This window comes from Nonomuraea sp. SBT364 (genome assembly GCF_001083785.1).
Classification (GTDB): Bacteria; Actinomycetota; Actinomycetes; order Streptosporangiales; family Streptosporangiaceae; genus Nonomuraea.
In genome coordinates this window covers 231,629-250,217 of record NZ_LAVL01000001.1, presented here as the reverse complement: position 1 = coordinate 250,217, position 18,589 = coordinate 231,629, and the positions used below count along the sequence as shown (strand labels likewise).

At 65.9% G+C, this 18,589-nt stretch carries 9 protein-coding genes, 1 tRNA gene and 3 pseudogenes; 4 read left to right on the top strand and 9 right to left on the bottom strand.

What is annotated here, in order from left to right; translation table 11 throughout:
- Nucleotides 1-156 precede the first annotated feature (156 nt).
- Nucleotides 157-750, bottom strand: coding sequence for a hypothetical protein (locus ADY59_RS01195; RefSeq protein WP_231618480.1), 594 nt, complete (start codon nucleotides 748-750; stop codon nucleotides 157-159).
- 322 nt (nucleotides 751-1,072) lie between these two features.
- Here ADY59_RS01195 and ADY59_RS01190 point away from each other — a divergent pair.
- Both ADY59_RS01190 and ADY59_RS50995 read left to right on the top strand, forming a co-directional pair.
- A tRNA-Leu gene (locus tag ADY59_RS01190) sits at nucleotides 1,073-1,158 on the top strand.
- A 66-nt stretch (nucleotides 1,159-1,224) separates the two neighbouring features.
- On the top strand, nucleotides 1,225-1,701 hold the full coding sequence (locus ADY59_RS50995; protein ID WP_049556527.1) for a hypothetical protein: 477 nt from the start codon (nucleotides 1,225-1,227) through the stop codon (nucleotides 1,699-1,701).
- Between the two features lie 39 nt (nucleotides 1,702-1,740).
- On the opposite strand, the gene ADY59_RS50990 is transcribed toward ADY59_RS50995, so the two are convergent.
- The 3 genes from ADY59_RS50990 to ADY59_RS01170 all read right to left on the bottom strand — a co-directional run bounded on the left by ADY59_RS50990 (nucleotide 1,741) and on the right by ADY59_RS01170 (nucleotide 4,427).
- Entirely contained in the window at nucleotides 1,741-2,757 is a 1,017-nt protein-coding gene (locus tag ADY59_RS50990; RefSeq protein WP_049556525.1) for a recombinase family protein, read from the bottom strand.
- A 216-nt stretch (nucleotides 2,758-2,973) separates the two neighbouring features.
- The gene (locus tag ADY59_RS01175; RefSeq protein WP_231618479.1) at nucleotides 2,974-3,987 is read right to left on the bottom strand and encodes a DNA-methyltransferase; all 1,014 of its coding nucleotides are present in this window, start codon (nucleotides 3,985-3,987) and stop codon (nucleotides 2,974-2,976) included.
- Complete coding sequence (locus ADY59_RS01170) at nucleotides 3,984-4,427, bottom strand: XF1762 family protein (protein WP_049556521.1); 444 nt, start codon at nucleotides 4,425-4,427, stop codon at nucleotides 3,984-3,986. The genes ADY59_RS01175 and ADY59_RS01170 overlap by 4 nt, the downstream gene beginning before the upstream one ends.
- 2,288 nt (nucleotides 4,428-6,715) lie before the next feature.
- Between ADY59_RS01170 and ADY59_RS01165 the strand changes: the two genes are divergently transcribed.
- Entirely contained in the window at nucleotides 6,716-14,971 is an 8,256-nt protein-coding gene (locus ADY59_RS01165) for a DNRLRE domain-containing protein (RefSeq protein ID WP_053174347.1), read from the top strand.
- An 84-nt stretch (nucleotides 14,972-15,055) separates the two neighbouring features.
- Nucleotides 15,056-15,496, top strand: coding sequence for an SMI1/KNR4 family protein (locus ADY59_RS48225; protein WP_082309766.1), 441 nt, complete (start codon nucleotides 15,056-15,058; stop codon nucleotides 15,494-15,496).
- Nucleotides 15,497-15,822: 326 nt separating this feature from the next.
- Here ADY59_RS48225 and ADY59_RS53860 read toward each other — a convergent pair.
- The 5 genes and pseudogenes from ADY59_RS53860 to ADY59_RS50980 form a co-directional block, all read right to left on the bottom strand.
- Nucleotides 15,823-16,044 (bottom strand): annotated as a pseudogene (locus ADY59_RS53860) (carbamoyltransferase C-terminal domain-containing protein); the annotation flags it as partial.
- Nucleotides 16,045-16,069: 25 nt separating this feature from the next.
- Nucleotides 16,070-16,156, bottom strand: a pseudogene (locus ADY59_RS53855) (carbamoyltransferase C-terminal domain-containing protein); the annotation flags it as partial.
- A 431-nt stretch (nucleotides 16,157-16,587) separates the two neighbouring features.
- Nucleotides 16,588-16,764 carry an HD domain-containing protein gene (locus ADY59_RS53665; protein WP_331459457.1) on the bottom strand — a complete coding sequence of 59 codons (177 nt, stop codon included), beginning with the start codon at nucleotides 16,762-16,764 and terminating at the stop codon, nucleotides 16,588-16,590.
- Nucleotides 16,765-17,049: 285 nt separating this feature from the next.
- Entirely contained in the window at nucleotides 17,050-17,673 is a 624-nt protein-coding gene (locus tag ADY59_RS50985) for a hypothetical protein (protein WP_049556520.1), read from the bottom strand.
- 720 nt (nucleotides 17,674-18,393) lie between these two features.
- Nucleotides 18,394-18,589, bottom strand: a pseudogene (locus ADY59_RS50980) (OmpA family protein); the annotation flags it as partial.

Genomic DNA, 18,589 nt, shown 5'->3' with positions numbered 1-18,589 from the left:
GAGACCCGTGCGGGGCCTGCGGAAGCGCAGGGCGCCGCGCACAGCGGAGACCTCGGGGAATTCGCGAACCAGAGACTGACGTGTCACCCGACGGCGGAGGGATTTGAGCCGCGCTCCGCCACCGGCATCGGGGAGCCGGAACCCTGTGGCGGGGACTCAGTCAGGAGAGAAAGAAGGGTCGTCCGCCGCTGTGCGGACGACAGGGGGCAGCACGTACGGAAGAGCGACGTGCATGACCTCGAGCCGCGGGTCGAAGACGGACCTCGCGACGTCCCCCATGTTGGACCCGAAGGGGCCGTTGCCACTGCCGTTGGGCACCAAGCCATCGGTGTCCAGGATGTTGTCGGCGGTGGAGGATGGCGGGAGGCCGGGATCCGACTGGCTGGTGAGCCCGTCGACCTTCAGCCCGGCCATCGCCCCGGCGTTGTCGAACACCGGGGCCGCGCCTACCGGGGGGAAACCGTCCGTGATGGACCCGGTGGCATGTGGGGGTGTGCCGGCTCCTGTCGCCGCGGTGGAATCCGCGGCAGCCGGAGCGGAGAAGAGCATCCCGAACAGAAGTGCGAGCAGCCAACCCGCGGCCAGCACACTGCCGACCGCGACCGCTCGCACGACTACCCGACGGGCGCCGGCCGCGAACCGCGCCATCCGGTCAGCCCTGCGGGTGATCGGATCCTCTGTTGAGACCATCACGGGCACGCGCCGCGCATCGAGGGACATCGCCCTCGCCTGCCGCGCCGTGCGTGCCACGTGACCTCCTCGGTTTCCAGGACCGGCCCCACCGTCAGGTGAAGCCGGTCCACGGACTCACCCCTCAACGGTCCGTAACCGTAGCAGCACCCACGGTTGCCGCAAGGGCTTTTCACAAGAGACCCAGCAACTGGTCAAGCTCGTGGCGCCCAAACCCTCCCGAACCGCCTCACACCTGCCGCGACGCGCCACGACATGCGCTTGCCAAGGCCAAGAAATGGAGGTCGCCACGCCCGCCCGGTTAAGCGGTATGACGCACTCCCCAGAGTTTGCTAACCTTACGGAGCCGACGCGAGATGACGGTCTCACGTGCAGGCACCAAGTCCGGGTGGCGGAATAGGCAGACGCGCTAGCTTGAGGTGCTAGTGCCCTTTGCGGGGCATGGGGGTTCAAGTCCCCCCTCGGACACGTACTCCGGTACATGCTGGGCCTGGCTTCACCTACGACGACTCTCTCCGAGGGTTCGTAGATGAGGTGCAGGCCCATCTGCGTGTAGAGATCGTTCCGGTCGGCGGGATCCGCTGCCTTGAGGACGTCGGTCATCTCGGCCAGTCTCGGGATCAGCTCCATGATCTCCTGCTCGGTCGTCTCTTTCTTGCGGTTGACGGCGCGCAGACTAGCTTCCGCCTTGAGCCGCTCGGCCCGTGTCCCGGCCATCCACCTGCCGATTTCCTCGGGGTCTCCGCCCACGTCCAGCGTCGTCCGGTACCGGGCCATCCGACGGTCGCAGTCGTCGACGGCCCGCTGGGCCGTCTCGATCGCGACCCGCTCGGCCTCGCTCTCTCGTGCCGCCAGCAGGGTCTCGACCGTCCGCCGGAGGTTGTCGGGCGCGAAGACCTGGAACAGCCAGGTGTCCAGCTCACCGAGGATGCGGTCCTCGCGGACGCAGACCGTACGCGGATGCTCGATCTTGTTGGCCAGGGCGTACTCGGCGGGAATGAGCACCGGTAGTGCGTGCGGCCGTTGTTTCAGGAGCCTTCCATCCGGCGGTTACTGGCACCGCAGTGCAGCAGGCCGCGCAGGACGTATGGTCTCGGACTGCGACAGGGCTTGCGCTCGGCGGCCGGGCGGCCCTTCCCCGACAGGAGCTTCTGGACACGCTCGAACGTCTCGGTGTCCGCGAGCGGCTCGTGCGCGGTCTTCTCCGAGCTTGGTGATGTGGCCCTGGGTGACGTCCTGGACATCCAGGAGCTCCTCCTGCTTGCGCTGCTTGTTCCACACCTGGCGGCCGGTGTAGCGAGGGTTGAGCAGGATGGCCTGGATAGCCGACTTCGACCAGGCGAGCCCGCTGCGGTGACGGTTTCTCGCCCGGTCATAGGCGGAGGGGCAGGGGACGTTCTCCCGGGTGAGTCCTTCGGCGATCAGGTAGAGCCCCTGGCCGTGGAGGAACTCCCAGAAGATTCGGGCCACGATGGGAGCGGTGACCGGGTCGGGTTCCAGTTTTCGAAGCCGCTTGCCGTCGGCGGCCTTGCTCGGGTTGGGATGTGGTCCGACGTCGGCGAGGCGATAACCGTACGGCGGACGGCCGCCGAGGAAACGCCCTTCGATCTTGGCCTGCGCCTCCATGGTCGTGCGGACGCGCATCTTGATCCTGTTGCGCTCACCCTTACTGATCCCGCCGAACATCAGCATGATCAGCTCGTGTGCCTCGTTGGCCGGGTCGATCGGCCCGCCGACCTCGGGCGCCCACAGGGGCACTCCATTGTGGTTGAACAGCTCGAAGGTGTTGCCGAACTGGTTGCCGTAGAAGGCTCGCTGGGGCTCACCGACCACGACGGCGTCGAACCCCCGATTCGGGTTACGCAGCTCGTCGAGCAGAATCGCGGCCTGTGGCCTGCGCTGCGGTGGGATCGACCGCGACTTGTCGATGTCGAAGAACTCCGCGACGATGACACCGCCGCGTGGCTCGATCAGCGCTCGTGAGCGCGATATCTGCCAGTTTCGCGATGAGGCGGGATCCTGGTTGTCCTCGGTGGTCACCCGGCCCCAGAAGGCGAACGGAATCATTCAGCATTCCTCTCTTCCCGCTGACTCTTGGCCAGCTCGGCATGGCTCTTGAGGAGGATCCGGAGAAGCACACGTGCTGCCGCAGGGGACAGCGGTGGATCTTCGGCAGGCAGCCTCACCTGTATTCCGGTCGGCCGCCTTTCCCGATCCAGCGGTCCTGCAGGGTACGCCGGTGAACCTGGTTCGGGAGGCCCTGAGCAGGCCCTTTGTGGCTGTTCAGTCACCCTCGCCTCCGGCTTCCGCGAGCAGCCGGGTACGGGCGAGCTCGCAGTAGTCGGGGTTGAGGTCGATGCCGGCGAACTTCCGGCCCAGCTGCCGGGCGGCAATGCCGACCGTGCCGCTCCCGGCGAACGGATCCAGGACGGTGCCACCCGGGCGGCAACCGGCCGCGATCGCCCGGAGCGGGATGTCGATCGGGAAAGCTGCGAAGTGCGCTGCCCGAAGCGGCCGCGCGGAGATCTGCCAGACGTCCCCGAGGTTCTTGCGGTTGGGGTGGGTCGTGGCGTGCCGCTGTCCGGTGGGGCGCATTGCCGTTCCGTGCCGCTCACCGGCACAGTCCTCGCTGGCTCTGCTGTATTTGCCGGGTGGCGGCCATGGCGTCTTGATGCTGTTCTGCTTGTTGCCACCGGATCGGGCGCGCCGGGTGATCGAACGGTCGCCGGTGTAGGGCTGGCGGATCGGGTCCAGGTCAAACCAGTAGGTCCGTTGCTTGACCAGCAGGAAGATCAGCTCGTACCGGTTGGACAACCGATCACGGACCGACTGCGGCATCGCGTTGGGCTTGTGCCACACGACGGCGTTGCGCAGGATCCAGCCGTCCTCTTGCAAGGAGAAGGCCACCCGCCACGGCATCCCCAGCACATTCTTGGGCGGGACGGCCAGCCGGGCCTTGGGCCGTACTTCCGGTTGCCGGGCGTTGTACGCCCTGCCGCGTGCCCACCCATCGGAGTTGGCGGCGTAGCAGTCGCCCAGGTTCAGCCAGCACGTGCCGTCGTCGGCGAGTACCCGGCGGGCCTCGGCAAAGGTGGCCCGGAGGGTGTCCACGTACTCCTCCGGCGTGGGCTCTTGGCCGTATTGGCCCTCGCAGTAGTGCCGCAGACCCCAGTAGGGCGGACTGGTGACGATGCAGTTCACCGAGCCGTCGCCCATCTCGGCCAACACCTCGCGGGCGTCTCCCTGGTAGATCGCCGCATGTCCGTCGCTCCAGTACGGCTCCCGCATGGTGCTCATGCGCACCCCCGTCGGGCCGTGATCTGCCACAGGCCGTAGGAGGTGACGCGCTGGTACCCGGCGGCGCTGAAACTCGTTCCCGGCTCGTCCGCAAGGGTGCAGGCGATCAACCGCTGGTAGCCCCTCGACCGGCTGGCCCGCCAGGCGGCGCCGTGCAAGGCCGAGCAGGCGTTGGGCGTGCCGTCGGTGGACAAGCAGGTGATCTCTGCGGTGCGGTCGTCGTGGGACTGGTCGACGAACACGACTCCGACGAGGGCTCCCCGGCCGGACTGCACGCCGATGACGAACTCGGCCTCAGCCGGCGGAGCGAGATAGCGGTGGGTCCAGGCGACGAACGCCCGCGCGGTCTGGATGGTGACCGGCGAAATCGCCAACCGCCGTTCCGGGTTGTTCAGGCTGCCGTCGTGGACGGTCTTCTGGATCTCATTGCAGTTCTCCATGGTTGCGTCGGGACACGTCTCCGGATGTACGCCACAGGAGCCGCGGATGCGGCGCTGATGGCGTGTGACCAGGCAAGCAGCAGGCTCAGAGTCCACTCAGAAGCCGCCGCTCAGATGCCACTGATCTGAGGCCCTGACAAACTCCCGAACGGTCACCTCATGGGCTTCTGAGCCGTTTCTGAGGCGGTGCGTAGACCGGTTCCGAGACCACCACGGACCTTCTCGACCGGAGTACGACATGGCCGCGCATCGCCTTCCCGAATCGCCTTTGGACACTGCGGAGACCTCGTTCCGGCTGCTGACCACAAGCCCCGGCGGGCTGTCCCGGACTGCGCCAGGATCAGCCCGGAACTGCCCCGAGGCTCGGTCGGCCTGCGCGAGCTGAGGGCGCTGCTCAGCAGCCGGCACGTCAGTGACGAGGCCCGCGACGCCGTCTGGCGGGAGCTGGTGGCCCGCGCTCGCCAGTCCAGGTCCGCCTGGACAGTCGCGGCCGTCGGGATGGCGATCCCCGCGCTCCGCACGATCGCCCTATCGCTGACCCGCAACCTGTCCTGCGGCGACCCCATCGACGTGGACATCGCGATCATGGCGGGCTACCTCCGCGCCATCCACCGTGTGGACGCCGGGCTGCCGAGCGTCCGCCCCCGCCTGTGTGAAGCGGCCCGATGCGCGGGTGAGCAGGCCGTCCGGTACATGGTCGCCAGGGCCGATTCACCCCGCGTAAAGCACGCACACCCGCGCGGAGATCAGCTGGCCACCCCTGGTCGGATGAGCAGCGCGTTGGAGGCGTCGAGGAAAAGGCTCGGTTCTCGTCCTGGTTGCCAAGGGAATGGGCCGTGGCGCCGCATAAGCGCAAGAACGCACAAGGCGTCCGGGCCAGGACGAAGCCCTGTCGCGGTGACTGCTCGGACCGCCTTCTGAACCGCCGCCTTCAGGAGCCGACGTCACTTGATTGCGTCGGTTCGCTGGCGTTGGCGTGCTTGCCTGCGTTCGGATTGCCGTTTTGCTGGCTTGGATGGTCCGGGTCGGTTGCCGGTGGTTCGCGCTTGGGTTCGTGCGTCTTTTCGGCAGCTTGGCCGTGTGGCTCTTTTGCCTGGCCGGGAGGGGTTTTGCCGGAGCGTTCCCGGGTTTGACCGGGGGGCGTGTTCTTGGTGCTGGGCTGCGGGACAGTTTCAGGGGCGGCAGGCGATTGGGTGTGGCGTGGCGTTGCGGCGGGGGTCTTCGCCGGTTGTTGGGAGTCCGCTTTGGCCGGTTGGGTGTATGTGGGGGGCGACGTGTGCGCGGGTTGCGGCGTTCGTGTTGGAGATGGGGCGTGTGTGCGTCGGGATGTCTTGGGCGTGGTGGGTTTGATGGTCGGCTGGACGGTCCTTGGTGTGTGCGGGAGTGTCGTGTTGGCGACGGGAGCGGCTCCGATCGTGGGTGTGGCTTTGAGGCGATCCCGCGCCATGGCTACCGGTGGCGCGGTGACGGTGTTGTCGTGGGGTAAGTCGAGCGAGTCCAGGGTGGTGCTGCTGCCTGGGATGCCGAGCAGGGTGGCCGCGAGGGCCAGATGGATGAGAGCGGCCAGGATCGCGGCAGTGTTGAGGGTCCGGGATTTGCGTCTGGAGTGGTTGTCAGGTGGCGGCGGAGTGGTCACGAGGGCATGTGCTGGGTCGGCGCCAAGTTCGACCTCCAGGGATCTGCAGAGAAGCCGAATTGATCTAGACATGCGATGTGGGGTGACGTCAAGACGGTTGACGTGGTTTGTCGGGCGGCGCGGTCACATGGTGTTGTCGGCGCGGGGGCCGGATAGGGAGGAGCGCGGGAACCGCCCTTGAGGATGTGCTCGCGTTCCGCTAACGGCGCCAACGGCGGTTTTCACAGGTCGTACGAGGTATTCAAGGTCTTCCTGCGGACTGTCGGTTCGCTGTGAGTTTGCTGGGAGTCCGCCTTCGATGCGATGAAGGCCAGTCGATCGCGACCAGGCTTGTTTACACACAGTCACCTTGCCCATGGGTCGGCTGCAGCACGTCCGGTCAAGAGGATCTCCGCACTTGAGAGCGCTCCAGCGAAGGTTATCGGTCGGGTGTTCGCATAAATCGGTTTGTCACCTTGAGTGATCATTGACCAGTTGTGTCATTTTGTGGCGTGATTCGGGTGCTTTTGCTCTACGGATCTTTTAGATCCTCTTTATGCACGGCCTCCTCGGGGTGGTCGTGCGGGAGTGGAGTGCGCTCATGTCGCAATCGTCCGATCAGAGTCCCGATTCCCTATGGCCGCGCCGGCGGCGTCGTGGCCGGTTACGGCGCGTGGTCGCCGCGGCGGTCGCGTTCGTCCTGCTGGCGTCGCTGGCGCCGCCGCCTCCGGCCGCGGCTCAGACGTACGCGTCGTCGTCGGCGGAGCCGGGGGCGGTCAGCCGGTTCGCCTCCTGGCTGGGTGGCACGGTGGCGGGTTGGTTCGCCGAGGAGCCGAAGGGTGACATGCGCCCGGCCACCGGCAAGGTCGTCCTGCCGGGCCGCGACGGCGCGGCGGTTCCGCGGCAGGCGGCGCCGAAGCCGCCGGGCAAGCGGGTCAAGGAGCTGACCGGTAAGCGGTCGCGTTTCGCCAAGGTCTACGAGCTGGAGGACGGGCGGCTGCAGGCCGAGGTGTCGGCCGCTCCGGCGCACTACCGCGACGGCGACGGCGGCTGGCATCCGGTCGACACCCGGGTGGAGCAGGTTTCGCAGGACGGGTTCACGCACGGCAACGACAGGACCGGGTTCTCCACCCGGTTCGGCGCCGGCTCGGACCGGCTGATGCGGCTGAGGCTGGGCGAACGGCAGCTCACGCTCGGCGTGGCCGGTCCCGCGCGCGAGGTGGCGCCGGAGGTGGACGGCTCCACGGTCACCTACCGGGGTGCGCTGGGTGAGGGCGCGGACCTGGTCTACGAGGTCACCGAGACGGGGGTGAAGGAGAACATCGTCCTGGCTCGGGCCCCGGCGGGCAGCCCGTCGTACGGCTTCACCCTTGCCGTGTCCGGCGGGTTGCGGGCCGAGGCCCAGGCTGACGGGTCGATCGACTTCCTTCCGCCGTCGGGCAAGAAGCCGGTGTTCACGATTCCCAAGCCGTTCATGATCGATGCGGCGGACGATCCGGCGTCGCCGTACGGCAAGCGCTTCTCGGCCGCGGTCACGCAGAGCGTGACCCAGCAGGGCGACCAGGTGAGCGTCACCGTCACACCGGACGCGGCCTGGCTGGCGGCGCCCGAGCGGGCCTGGCCGGTGACCATCGACCCGACCGTGGTGGTGGCTCCGGACGCGCAGACGTCCAGCGACGCGATGATCGTGTCCACGTCGGCGGGCGTGAACTTCGACTACGACCTGCGGCTCGGCGCCGGCCGGTCCGGCACCGCCGTGCACCGGGGGCTGATCCAGTTCCCGCAGGTGGCGACCGCGATCCCGCCGGGAGCGGTGCTGGACAAGGCCGAGCTGGGGCTCTACTACGACCAGGCGCTGGTCGGCAACAACACGCCGGTGGCGCTGGAGGCCCGGGCGGTCACCCAGGCGTGGGACGCCTCCACGGTCACGTGGAGCTCGATCAACACCGCGATGGGCGCGGTGGCGGCCACCGCCACCTACCAGCCGGCACAGGTCAACGTCTGGCATGCCTACACGATCACCGACCTTGCACGTGGCTGGATCAGCGGCACCGTGCCGAACCACGGCGTCATGGTCAAGGCCGTCAACGAGACGGTCGCGGCCGGTGGCCCCGTTTATGCGGCCGGGGACTGGGGCTCGGGCTTCCCGGAGAACCCGATGCCCAAGCTGACGCTCACGTACGGGATGCCGTCGGTGGAGCTGGGGCGGCCGCTGGTGGTGCACGCCACCGGCGCGGAGCTGGTCTGGAAGCCGTACGACGGGCCGGGTGAGGTGGCCGAGTACCAGGTGCACCGCAGCACGGACGCGGCCTTCACCCCCACGCCGGCCACGCTGGTAGCGCCGCTGCCGGGTGACGCGACCAGCTACACCGACACCTCCGCCACCCCGCGGACCCGGCCGACCTACCGGGTGGTCGCCGTCCGCGCCGACGGGCAGACATCGGCGTCCGGCCCGATCACCGTAGGGCTGCCGAACGCGGGCATCTCCTCGGCGACGATCCCGGCGACCATCGACACCACGCTGAGCAGCTGCCGGCCGAGCACAGGGCACGACAAGCTGGGCGAGCGGGCGAACCTGTCGGCGGGCTTCGGCGGCACCGCGTTCGGCAACACCCGGTCGCTGCTGAAGTTCGACACCTCCGTCATCCCGGCAGGGGTCAGGGACCTGTCGGCGGACGTGCGTGTCTTCCAGGTGGCGCACCGCGGCGGCGAGCCGACCATCCGCTTCCACCGGCTCACCCGCGGCTTCGACGAAGCGACCGCGTCGTGGACGAACGCCGCTCCCGGCGTCCCGTGGAGCACAGCGGGCGGCGACTATGAGACCGCGCCGGTCGGCGAAGGCTTCATCCCTGCCCCGTGGGACTACGAGTACTCCAGCTGGTGGACGCTGGACGGGTTCAGCGACCTGGTCAAGCAGTGGATCAGCGACCCGGCCAGTAACCACGGCCTGCTGATGCGGGCCGAGCGCGAGGGCAGCAAGGCCTGTGCGACCAGCGGCGACGGCGCCTCGTTCACCTCCTCGGAGGCGGCCGAGCCGGAGGTGCGGCCGTGGCTGACGGTGGTCTACTCCGACCCGACGCTCACTTATCACGCCCCGGCCACCCCGGCCCGGATGGCCGGCGGTGAGCAGCAGAACGTCGAGGTGACCATCACCAACACCACGACTGAGACCTGGCCGGCGGCCACCACCCGGCTGGGCTACTTCTGGAAACTGCCTGACGGCACCGATGTCACCGGCGACACCCAGCAGTTCGCCGCGCTGCCGATCGACTTGGAGCCGCGCGACACGGTCACCGTGACGGCGCCGCTCAAGGCGCCGGTGCTCACCTCGGGCAACCTGGCCGACGCCGCCACGGTCGTGTGGGACCTTCAGGACACTGTCACCAACAACTGGAAGTCGGCCAGTCACCATCTGCCGCAGTTGCCGCAGCAGATCCGGGTGGACTCCCCCACCAGCGATCTGCTGGGGCTGGAGAAGTTCTACTCCTACACCGGCAAGAACACCGGCGCCGGGACGACCGCGCTGGTCAACCCGTACGCGGGCAATGTGGTGTGGGGTTACAACGCCTTCTCCAACCCGTCGCGGGGCGCGCAGACCTTCGCGAGGATGACGTACAACTCGCTGGACACCTCCGCCTCCTCCATGGGCTACGGGTGGAGCCTGCAGACCTCCACCCTGCAACGCCTCGGCTCACAACTGCACCGGCACCCGCCCGGCCAGCCCTGGCCGTCGCAGGTGCGGCTGACCGACGGCGACGGCACCACGCACGTGTGGACGCTCGACACGCACGGCGCCGACGTCAAGGACTGCACCCCGGCCACCTGCGACTACCGGCACCCGCGCGGCGTGCACCTGTATCTGCAGAAGACCGGCTCGGCCGATCCGCTGCGGCAGTGGGTGTTCACCAAGCCGGATCGCACCCAGTTCTTCTTCGACGACGAGGGCTTCCAGTCGGCGATCGTCGACAAGAACGGCAACACCATGTCGTTCACCTACGAGCGGCGTAAGTCCAACAACAAGCCGACCAAGTTCCTGCAGTACATTACCGACGCGGCCGGCCGAAGGACGCTGACGCTGACGTACTTCAAGAAGGGCCAGGACTACACCTACATCGCCGACGACGGCGCCGAGGTCGACGACACCAAGCTGACCAATCCGCACATCATCGACAACGTCGAGTCGATCACCGACATCGCCGGCCGGACGGTGACCTTCGCCTACACCGACAAGGGCCTGATGGCCAAGATGGTCGACGGCGCGGGCGACGACGGCGCGAAGACGTTCCGGTTCACCTACGACGCCACCCAGGGCAACAAGAACGTCAAGCTCGTCAAGGTCACCGACCCGCGCGGCAACGCCACCGATCTGCAGTACTACGAGGCGCCGGTCGACCCCAAGGACAAGTGGAAGATCGAGACCCTCACCGACCGGCTCGACGGCGTCACCCGCTTCGACTACGTCGACCCGGACGGGCCGCAGGGCGGCGTCATCCACGCCACCGTCACCGACCCGCTGCAGAACCCCACCACGTACGTGCTCGACGCGTACGGCAGACCGCAGTCGATCACCAACGCGAAGAACGAGACCACCGCGCTGGAGTGGGACCCGGACCACAACGTGGTCAAGCTGACCGAGGCCAACGGCGCGTACGCGACCTGGACGTTCGACCAGAAGACCGGCTACCCGCTGGAGTTGAAGGACGCCGAGGCCAACCACAACGACACGCCGCCCACCGTGCTCACCTATGAGACCGGCCTCAACGGCTACGTCGCCGACCTGACCGCGAAGACATCGCCCGAAGGCCGCAGGTGGCAGTTCGGCTACGACGCCAACGGCAACCTGAAGTCGGTCACCGACCCGCTCGGCGTCAAGTCGGCCGCCGAAGGCGACTACACCACCTCTTATGAGTACGACCCGCTCGGCCAGCTGATCAAGGCGACCGACGCCAACGAGAACCCGACCACATTCGGCGACTACCACGCCTCCGGCTACCCCGAGACGATCACCGACGCCTACCTCAAGACCACCAAGACCGTCTACGACGTGCGCGGCAACGTGCTGTCGGTCACCGACGCCCTCGGCAAGACCACTACGCAGACCTACGACGTCTTCAAACGCCCCCTCGAGTCGAAGGTCCCCAAGGACCAGGACGCCTCCCCGCCGGTGTTCATCGTCACCCCGGCCCCGGTCTACGACCCCAACGACAACATCACCGAGGCGACCGCCCCGAACGGCGCCGTCTCCATCGCCGTCTACGACGCCGCCGACCAGCTCGTCGAGTCGGTCCTGCCCAAGGACACCACCGACGGCCCGGACCGCAAGGCCACCTTCGCCTGGGACCTGGCCGGCAACCTCAAGACGCAGACCGAGCCCAAGGGCAACCTGACCGGCGCGAACGCGGCCGAGTTCACCACGACCTACGTCTACGACCCGATCTATCAGCTGACCGACGTCATCAACGCCGACCAGCACAAGATCACGTACACGTACGACAACGTCGGCAACACCGTCAAGGTCGTCGACCCGCGCAAGAACACCACGCCCGAAGACGACCACACGGCGATCTACAGCCCCGACCGCAACCACCGCGTCACCCAGGTCACCGACGCGGCCGGCCACACCACCAGCGTCGAATTCGACCTCGACGGGCTCGTCGTCGGCCAGACCGACCAGGAAAACAACAAGACGATCACCGTCTACGACGAGCGCGGCGCCGTCATCGAGACCCGCGTCCCGCACGCCGAGACCGACGGCGTCATCAAGTACGTCACCACCAGGTTCACCTACGACGAGGTCGGCAACCAGACCAAGACCATCACCCCGCGCGGCGTGGAGACCGTCGACGACCCCGCCGACTTCGTCAACGAGACCACCTACGACAAGCTCAACCGGCCCGTCGAGCAGATCTACCCGTACGACCCCGACGACCCGGTCTACAACACCCCCGACAAGGTCCTCTACACCTACGACGCGGTGTCGCGGCTGACGGAGATCTCTCACCCTCCCTCGCACGGGCAGAGCGTCCGCAACGTCTCCACCATGTCCTACTGGGACAACGGCTGGTCCAGGACCACCACCGACCCGTGGGACATCAAGACCACCTACGACTACAACCAGCTCGGCCTGCAGACCAACCGCACCGTCACCAGTGCGGGCGGCTCGTCGCAGCGGGCGCTGGACTGGACGTACTACCCCGACGGCAAACTCAAGACCCACTCCGACGACGGCGTCCCCCTCGGCCTCGACGTGGTGATGGGCGACAACTCCGACACCGGCCAGGTCACCACGGTCGGCTCCTGGACCACCACCACCGGCGGCAGCTCGTCCTCCAACATCGCCGGCCCGCAGGCGAGCGCGGCCACCGGATTCGTCGGCTACGACTACGCCAGCGCCCGCGCCGGCACCGGAGCCTCCAGCTTCACCTGGAACCTGACCACCCCCGCCGAGGGCAGCTACCAGGTCCAGGCCGCCTACCCGGCCGGCGCGACCGCCACCAACGCCACCTACACCGTCAAGCACGCGGGCGGCCAGGCACAGGTCACCGTCGACCAGACGCAGAACCCGGGCACCTGGGTCGACCTCGGCACCTACACCTTCACCGCCGGCCTGGCCCACAGCGTCACCCTCACCGACGACGCCAACGGCACCGTCGTGGCCGACGCCGTCAAGCTCGTACGCGACAACAGCGGCGACACCGACACCGAAACCAAGGACTTCGCCTACACCTACGACGCCAACGCCAACCTCACCCGGATCACCGACGACTCCCCCACCGCCAAGATCGACCTGTGGGACATCGCCTACACCAACCTCAACCAGATCGACCGCATCGTCGAAAAGCTCGACGGCACCGTCAAGAACACCACCACCTACGCCTACAACGAGAACAGCGCCGTCACCCGGCGCACCCACGACAAGACGCTGGCCGCCTACGGCTACGACGTCCGTGACCTGGTCGACGAGGTCGTCAACAAGAAGTCCGCCACCGACGCCAACCCCAAGACCACCCGCTACACCTACACCCCTCGTGCCGAACGCCTGACGGAGGCCAAGGCCAACGGCAACACCGTCACCTACGACTACTTCCTGTCCGGCCTGCTCCGGCACAGCCTGGAGAAGAAGCCCAACGCCACCGTCGTCGCCGAACACACCCTCGGCTACCAGGGCAACCTGCACCGCAACCGCGACCACGCCAAGATCCAGAACGCCGACTCCCCCGGCGCCTACCTGGAACACGTCTACGCCTACACCTACGACCCCCGCGACCGCATCGCCAAAACCGTCAAGACCCCCGTCGCCGGCGGCACCGCGGAAACCGAGACCTACTCCCACGACGCCAACAGCAACGTCTGGGAAGAAGAAGTCCTCGGCAAGAAGACCACCTTCACCTACGACCGCAACCGCCTCATGACCTCCGTCACCGGCGGCCAGACCTCCACCTACACCTACGACCCCTACGGCCGGCTGCGCACCGTCCAGGGCGGCGGCAAGGTCTGGGAGAAATACACCTACGACGGCTTCGACCACGTCGTCGAACACGAGAAGCTCGGCGGCGACGGCGCCACCTCGAGGGTGACCAAATACACCTACGACCCGCTCGACCGCACCACCACCAAGACCGAGAAGGAAGGCACCGCAGAAGCCAAGACCACCACCTACTCCTACCTCGGCCTGTCCGCTGAGGTCCTGGACGAAGAGGTGGCCGGCCAACTCACCAAGTCCTTCCAATACTCCCCCTGGGGCGAACGCCTCTCCCAGGTGAAGGTCGCAGACGAAGGCCGCGAAGAGTCGTCCTACTACGGCTACAACCCGCACACCGACGTCGAACAGATCACCAGCGAAACCGGCGACACCCGCGCCACCTACGGCTACACCGCCTACGGCAAGAACGACGACAAACTCTTCACCGGCGTCGACAAGCCGGATCCGATTGATCCCACCGCCAAAGAGGAGTACAACCCCTACCGCTTCAACGCCAAGCGCTGGGACAACTCCACCGGCATGTACGACATGGGGTTCCGCGACTACAACCCCGGCCTCAACCGCTTCCTCCTCCGCGACACCTACAACGGCGCCCTCAACGACCTCTCCCTCGGCACCGACCCATGGACTTCCAACCGCTACGCCTTCACCGGCGGCAACCCCATCAGTGGAGTAGAACTCGACGGACATGCACCTGACCATTGCCTGTACGGAGTCTGTTCCGAAGAGGTAGCGAAGAACGGCCCGCTCAGCAAGCAGACGCAGAATGTCACCCTGCCTCAAGGGAATCCGTGTAGGACCGGCTGCAAAAAGCAGCCAGAAGGGACCACTGGGGACAAGATAGCTGGTTGGCTGTCAGGATTTACGTACGCCACTAATCCTTTCTCTGGACTCTTCAATGATCCGTGTGCGCACGACATCTCACAGTGTGAGCCTGGCGGCCCATGGGATCGCACATCGAAGAAATATCGCGATGGATGGAGCTCATGGGACTGGGCCTGGGAAATCTGTCCTGAAGGCTACAACTGCGGAGTCGTTTTCCCGACCTTTAGACCGGGCAGTTGCTGCCTGAATCCCGGACCAATGGGCAGCGGAATTCCCAAGCGAGGGCCCGCGAAGGTGGGAAACGCGACCAGCGTCAACTACAACAATACGTTCTTCGCCGCCAATCCAGGAACCAAGGGGAAGGTCTGGGTACACCACGCTATCGAGCAGCAAGTACTGAAGGAATACCCTGGGCTGTTTACGACGAACGAGATCCACTCGCTTGAAAATCTTCGCGGTATACCCAAAGGGGTCAATTCCGAGGTTCACCTCAGCGCCATTCGAAAGCTCTGGAACGGGTTCTACAAAACTCATTCGAACCCTTCACGGCAAGAAGTACTTGACTTCGCAACAGAAGTAGATGATAAGCTGGGCCACTGGTTTACGCCCAGAATCAGATAAAAGTAAGCGTCGGCGCCCATTCGCAACGCAAGGATCGCGAATGGGCGCCTCTCGGATTCAGCCCAGAACGCAAGGAGTATGCACATGTGGCGTGAGTTGCTTAGTCGCCTTGGAGCGGACGTGCGACTGTTCGACGGGGCAAGCGAGGAAGATTTCGCACGTGCCGGGCAGATCCTGGGCTCGCCGATACCTGAAGAGCTCAAGGAGTTGCTCCGCGAGAGTAACGGCGTACTAAATAGGGACGAAGTCGCAATAATTTGGCCCATTGACAGAATTCTTCAAGACAATCTCCATTTTCGCACGAATTCAGATTTTTCTGATCTTTATATGAACTTCGAGCCGCTATTGTTCTTTGCCGACAACGGAGGTGGGGACCAGTTCGCCTATGTTGTACAGCCAAAGCGCTTCGATATTTTTGTTTGGGATCATGAAAATGATAGCAGGCAATGGGTGGCCCGCCGCATGTCCCAGTATCTCACTCGCCGTTTGTCTACAGAAGGCGACGATTGGTACAGGAACGACTAAAGGGGCTCTTCGATGTGGAGGGGAAGTGCGTCGGCGTGGCCTGAAGCGCGAGAGCTCGTGACCTCATGACACTGGCTGTTAATCTAGACGGTCTGTGACGGGGGCCACAAGCTTGCGAACGACAGTACTTCAGAAAGGGAAGTCTCGCAGCCTCCCGTATTAGGTCCAGTCGGGGTCTGGCACGTTATTAGGTTCCGCTGTTTTCGTATTAGTGTGCCGAGCTCCAGGATCTACGCTCGTTTGTGACCACCCTAGCGATCCATCCCATTACATCAGTCGATATTCTCGCCAGAGGAAGCATTTGGACAGCAATCTGTACGGCGATCTCATACAAGCCGGCGGCTTGGCGTCAGCTGTAGCGAGTACCGCATCAAAGCTCGCGGTGCACCACCGCGGGGATCTGTCCGATCTTTCCCACACGTACGGCTGGGGCCCAGTATGTACGGCGAAGGCCCGGCCAGTTCGAAGCAGTCCATCGCGTGCTCGGCGAGTACGGCGGGGGCGAATGGCCGGAATGGCTCCCGCTTCTTGAACCTTTCGTTGAACGCTTCCTTCGCTGGTGGGGATGCGAGGGTCGGCCATGATGGAGCAGTGCCCGAGGGCGCCTGGTCCCAGTTCGCTGGCGCGGGTGAACCACCCGATGATGCGGCCGTCGGCCAGCAGTTGGGCGGCGATGTCGCTCTCTTTACGCCATGCGAACCGGGGGTGTGGCGGTGCTCGTGCAGGCCGGAGCGGGAGTCGCGGCGTAGTGCCAGTTCAATGTCCGCTTCGTCGTACGTACGGCTGAAGGCGTTGGCGCCGAGCGGCTGGCGATCCCGCCAGCTTTGCTTTTCGCTAGCGACTGACCGCTGGGAGTCATGGAGCATCCCAGCCCGCCAGTCCCGCCAATTCCGCCAGTTCCGCCAGTTCCGCCACCAGGCTTAGCTGTACTTGCGTCGTACGGCGTTTCCCAACTTGTTCACAGGATGTTCCATACCAGCGCATGATCTCCATCCCGCATGCCTGCGATACGGTTCAAGACTTCAGCGGCTTTCTGGGGAGCATAAGAGGACTTCCGCGCATTAGTAGCGATCATCCTCAGCTCCCGGAGATCACGTAGCACCATATATCCGCCCCGGCATCTGACATGCCATCGCACCGCTATCAGCCATGTGACGCCATAACGGCAGCCATCCATCACTATCGCGATCGTGCTTGGCCCAGACAGTTGATGCCTCAGCCGACAACCCCCTAACGAAGCTGTCACGAGGTGTTCCCTCAGCGAGCATGGAGTCATTAAAGGGCATCGACTGTGGGAAGCTCTGGCAAACGCGTAACAAGAGCAACACGCTTCGCGCACGGCCGTGTCAACGACCGACCCGACGAGCCGAAGCAACTTGCTCGCAACAGTTGCGTCCTGCAACCTATGCAGGCCAACGTCTACTTGATAACTCAAAAATGACCGATATGTCCAATTCTTCAATAGTGCTCAAATACGCCCGTCACCGACGACATCACCCAGATCCCTACGTGGTCAACAAGCCTGCGGTTGTCGAGGGACGATAGGTCGAGGTTTAGCACGTCAGGCGACGGGAATGTGGTGTTTGGGAATGGGGATACTGAAGGGACATGTGCGTCCGGTGTGACTCAGTCCTCGGACACGTACTCCGGTACATGCTGGGCCTGGCTTCAACTACGACGACTCTCTCCGAGGGTTCGTAGATGAGGTGCAGGCCCATCTGCGTGTAGAGATCGTTCCGGTCGGCGGGATCCGCTGCCTTGAGGACGTCGGTCATCTCGGCCAGTCTCGGGATCAGCTCCATGATCTCCTGCTCGGTCGTCTCTTTCTTGCGGTTGACGGCGCGCAGACTGGCTTCCGCCTTGAGCCGCTCGGCCCGTGTCCCGGCCATCCACCTGCCGATTTCCTCGGGGTCTCCGCCCACGTCCAGCGTCGTCCGGTACCGGGCCATCCGACGGTCGCAGTCGTCGACGGTCCGCTTGGCCGTCTCGATCGCGACCCGCTCGGCCTCGCTGTCACGCGCCGCCAGCAGGGTCTCGACCGTCCGCCGGAGGTTGTCGGGCGCGGAGACCTGGAACAGCCAGGTGTCCGGCTCGCCGAGGATGCGGTCCTCGCGGACGCAGACCGTACGCGGATGCTCGATCTTGTTGGCCAGGGCGTACTCGGCGGGAATGAGCACCGGTAGTGCGTGCGGCCGTTGTTTCAGGAGCCTTCCATCCGGCGGTTACTGGCACCGCAGTGCAGCAGGCCGCGCAGGACGTATGGTCTCGGACTGCGACAGGGCTTGCGCTCGACGGCCGGGTCACCCTGCCGCCCAGGTTCTTGTAGTAGCCGAAGAACTGGGCGAGGTGGCCGGTGGTGCGGGCCACCTCCGGCAGCGCCCGCTTGGCGGCCCGGCGGGTAAGCGCGTAACCGCTGGCGTAGGCCGCGGCGAGCGCGAACAGGGCGGGGCGCTGCTTGGGGGCGCGGGGCGGCCGCGCGGTGGAGATCGCCGTGACGAGCTCGACGACGCGCACACCGTGCTCGGCGGTCAGCTTGTCCTGGCCGACGTAGTAGGTGCCGCCCGTGGTCCCTGATTCGGGATTTCACCCGGTCGAGCTAGGCGGCGTGGTGGTACTCCCTGATCGCTCGTCCGAGTACCCCGCGGCATTCGATCCGTCCTTCCATCGGCGTCACGACAGGCTCGTCGTGATCGGGCGGCAGTTGCCCACGGGCCTGGTGCGGCCGATGACCGTTCCGCCGCCCGCGTGTCCATTGGGCGTCGGCCGAGGACGACGTCGCCCTGCTCATGGCCCGTATCCGGACGTAACCCGCGCCTCGCACCCCTCGGCGAGCCGGTCAAGAGTCGTGGTCGTGTACCTCAGGTCAAGTCGCGGCCGTAGCTGGCCGGGCCACCCGGTCATCGGCTCGCATCGTAGACGATCTCGACGCGTCGGTTGAGCGCCCGATTCTTGGCGCTGGGGCGGTTGCCGACCATGTTGGGCACCCGCGGTCGGGCCTCGCCGTGCCCGGTGGCCTGCAACGGCACGGACTGCCCTGCGAGCAACTCGGTGAGGACGCCGCGCACTGCTTCGGCGCGGCGCTCGGACAGCCGG

What these genes read in the sequence shown, in the direction of transcription:
- ADY59_RS48225 (WP_082309766.1), top strand. Translation starts at nt 15,056, where the DNA reads ATGTGGCGTGAGTTGCTTAGTCGCCTTGGAGCGGACGTGCGACTGTTC.
- ADY59_RS53665 (WP_331459457.1), bottom strand. Translation starts at nt 16,764, where the DNA reads ATGCTCGCTGAGGGAACACCTCGTGACAGCTTCGTTAGGGGGTTGTCG.
- ADY59_RS01175 (WP_231618479.1), bottom strand. Translation starts at nt 3,987, where the DNA reads ATGAGCACCATGCGGGAGCCGTACTGGAGCGACGGACATGCGGCGATC.
- ADY59_RS01170 (WP_049556521.1), bottom strand. Translation starts at nt 4,427, where the DNA reads ATGGAGAACTGCAATGAGATCCAGAAGACCGTCCACGACGGCAGCCTG.
- ADY59_RS50990 (WP_049556525.1), bottom strand. Translation starts at nt 2,757, where the DNA reads ATGATTCCGTTCGCCTTCTGGGGCCGGGTGACCACCGAGGACAACCAG.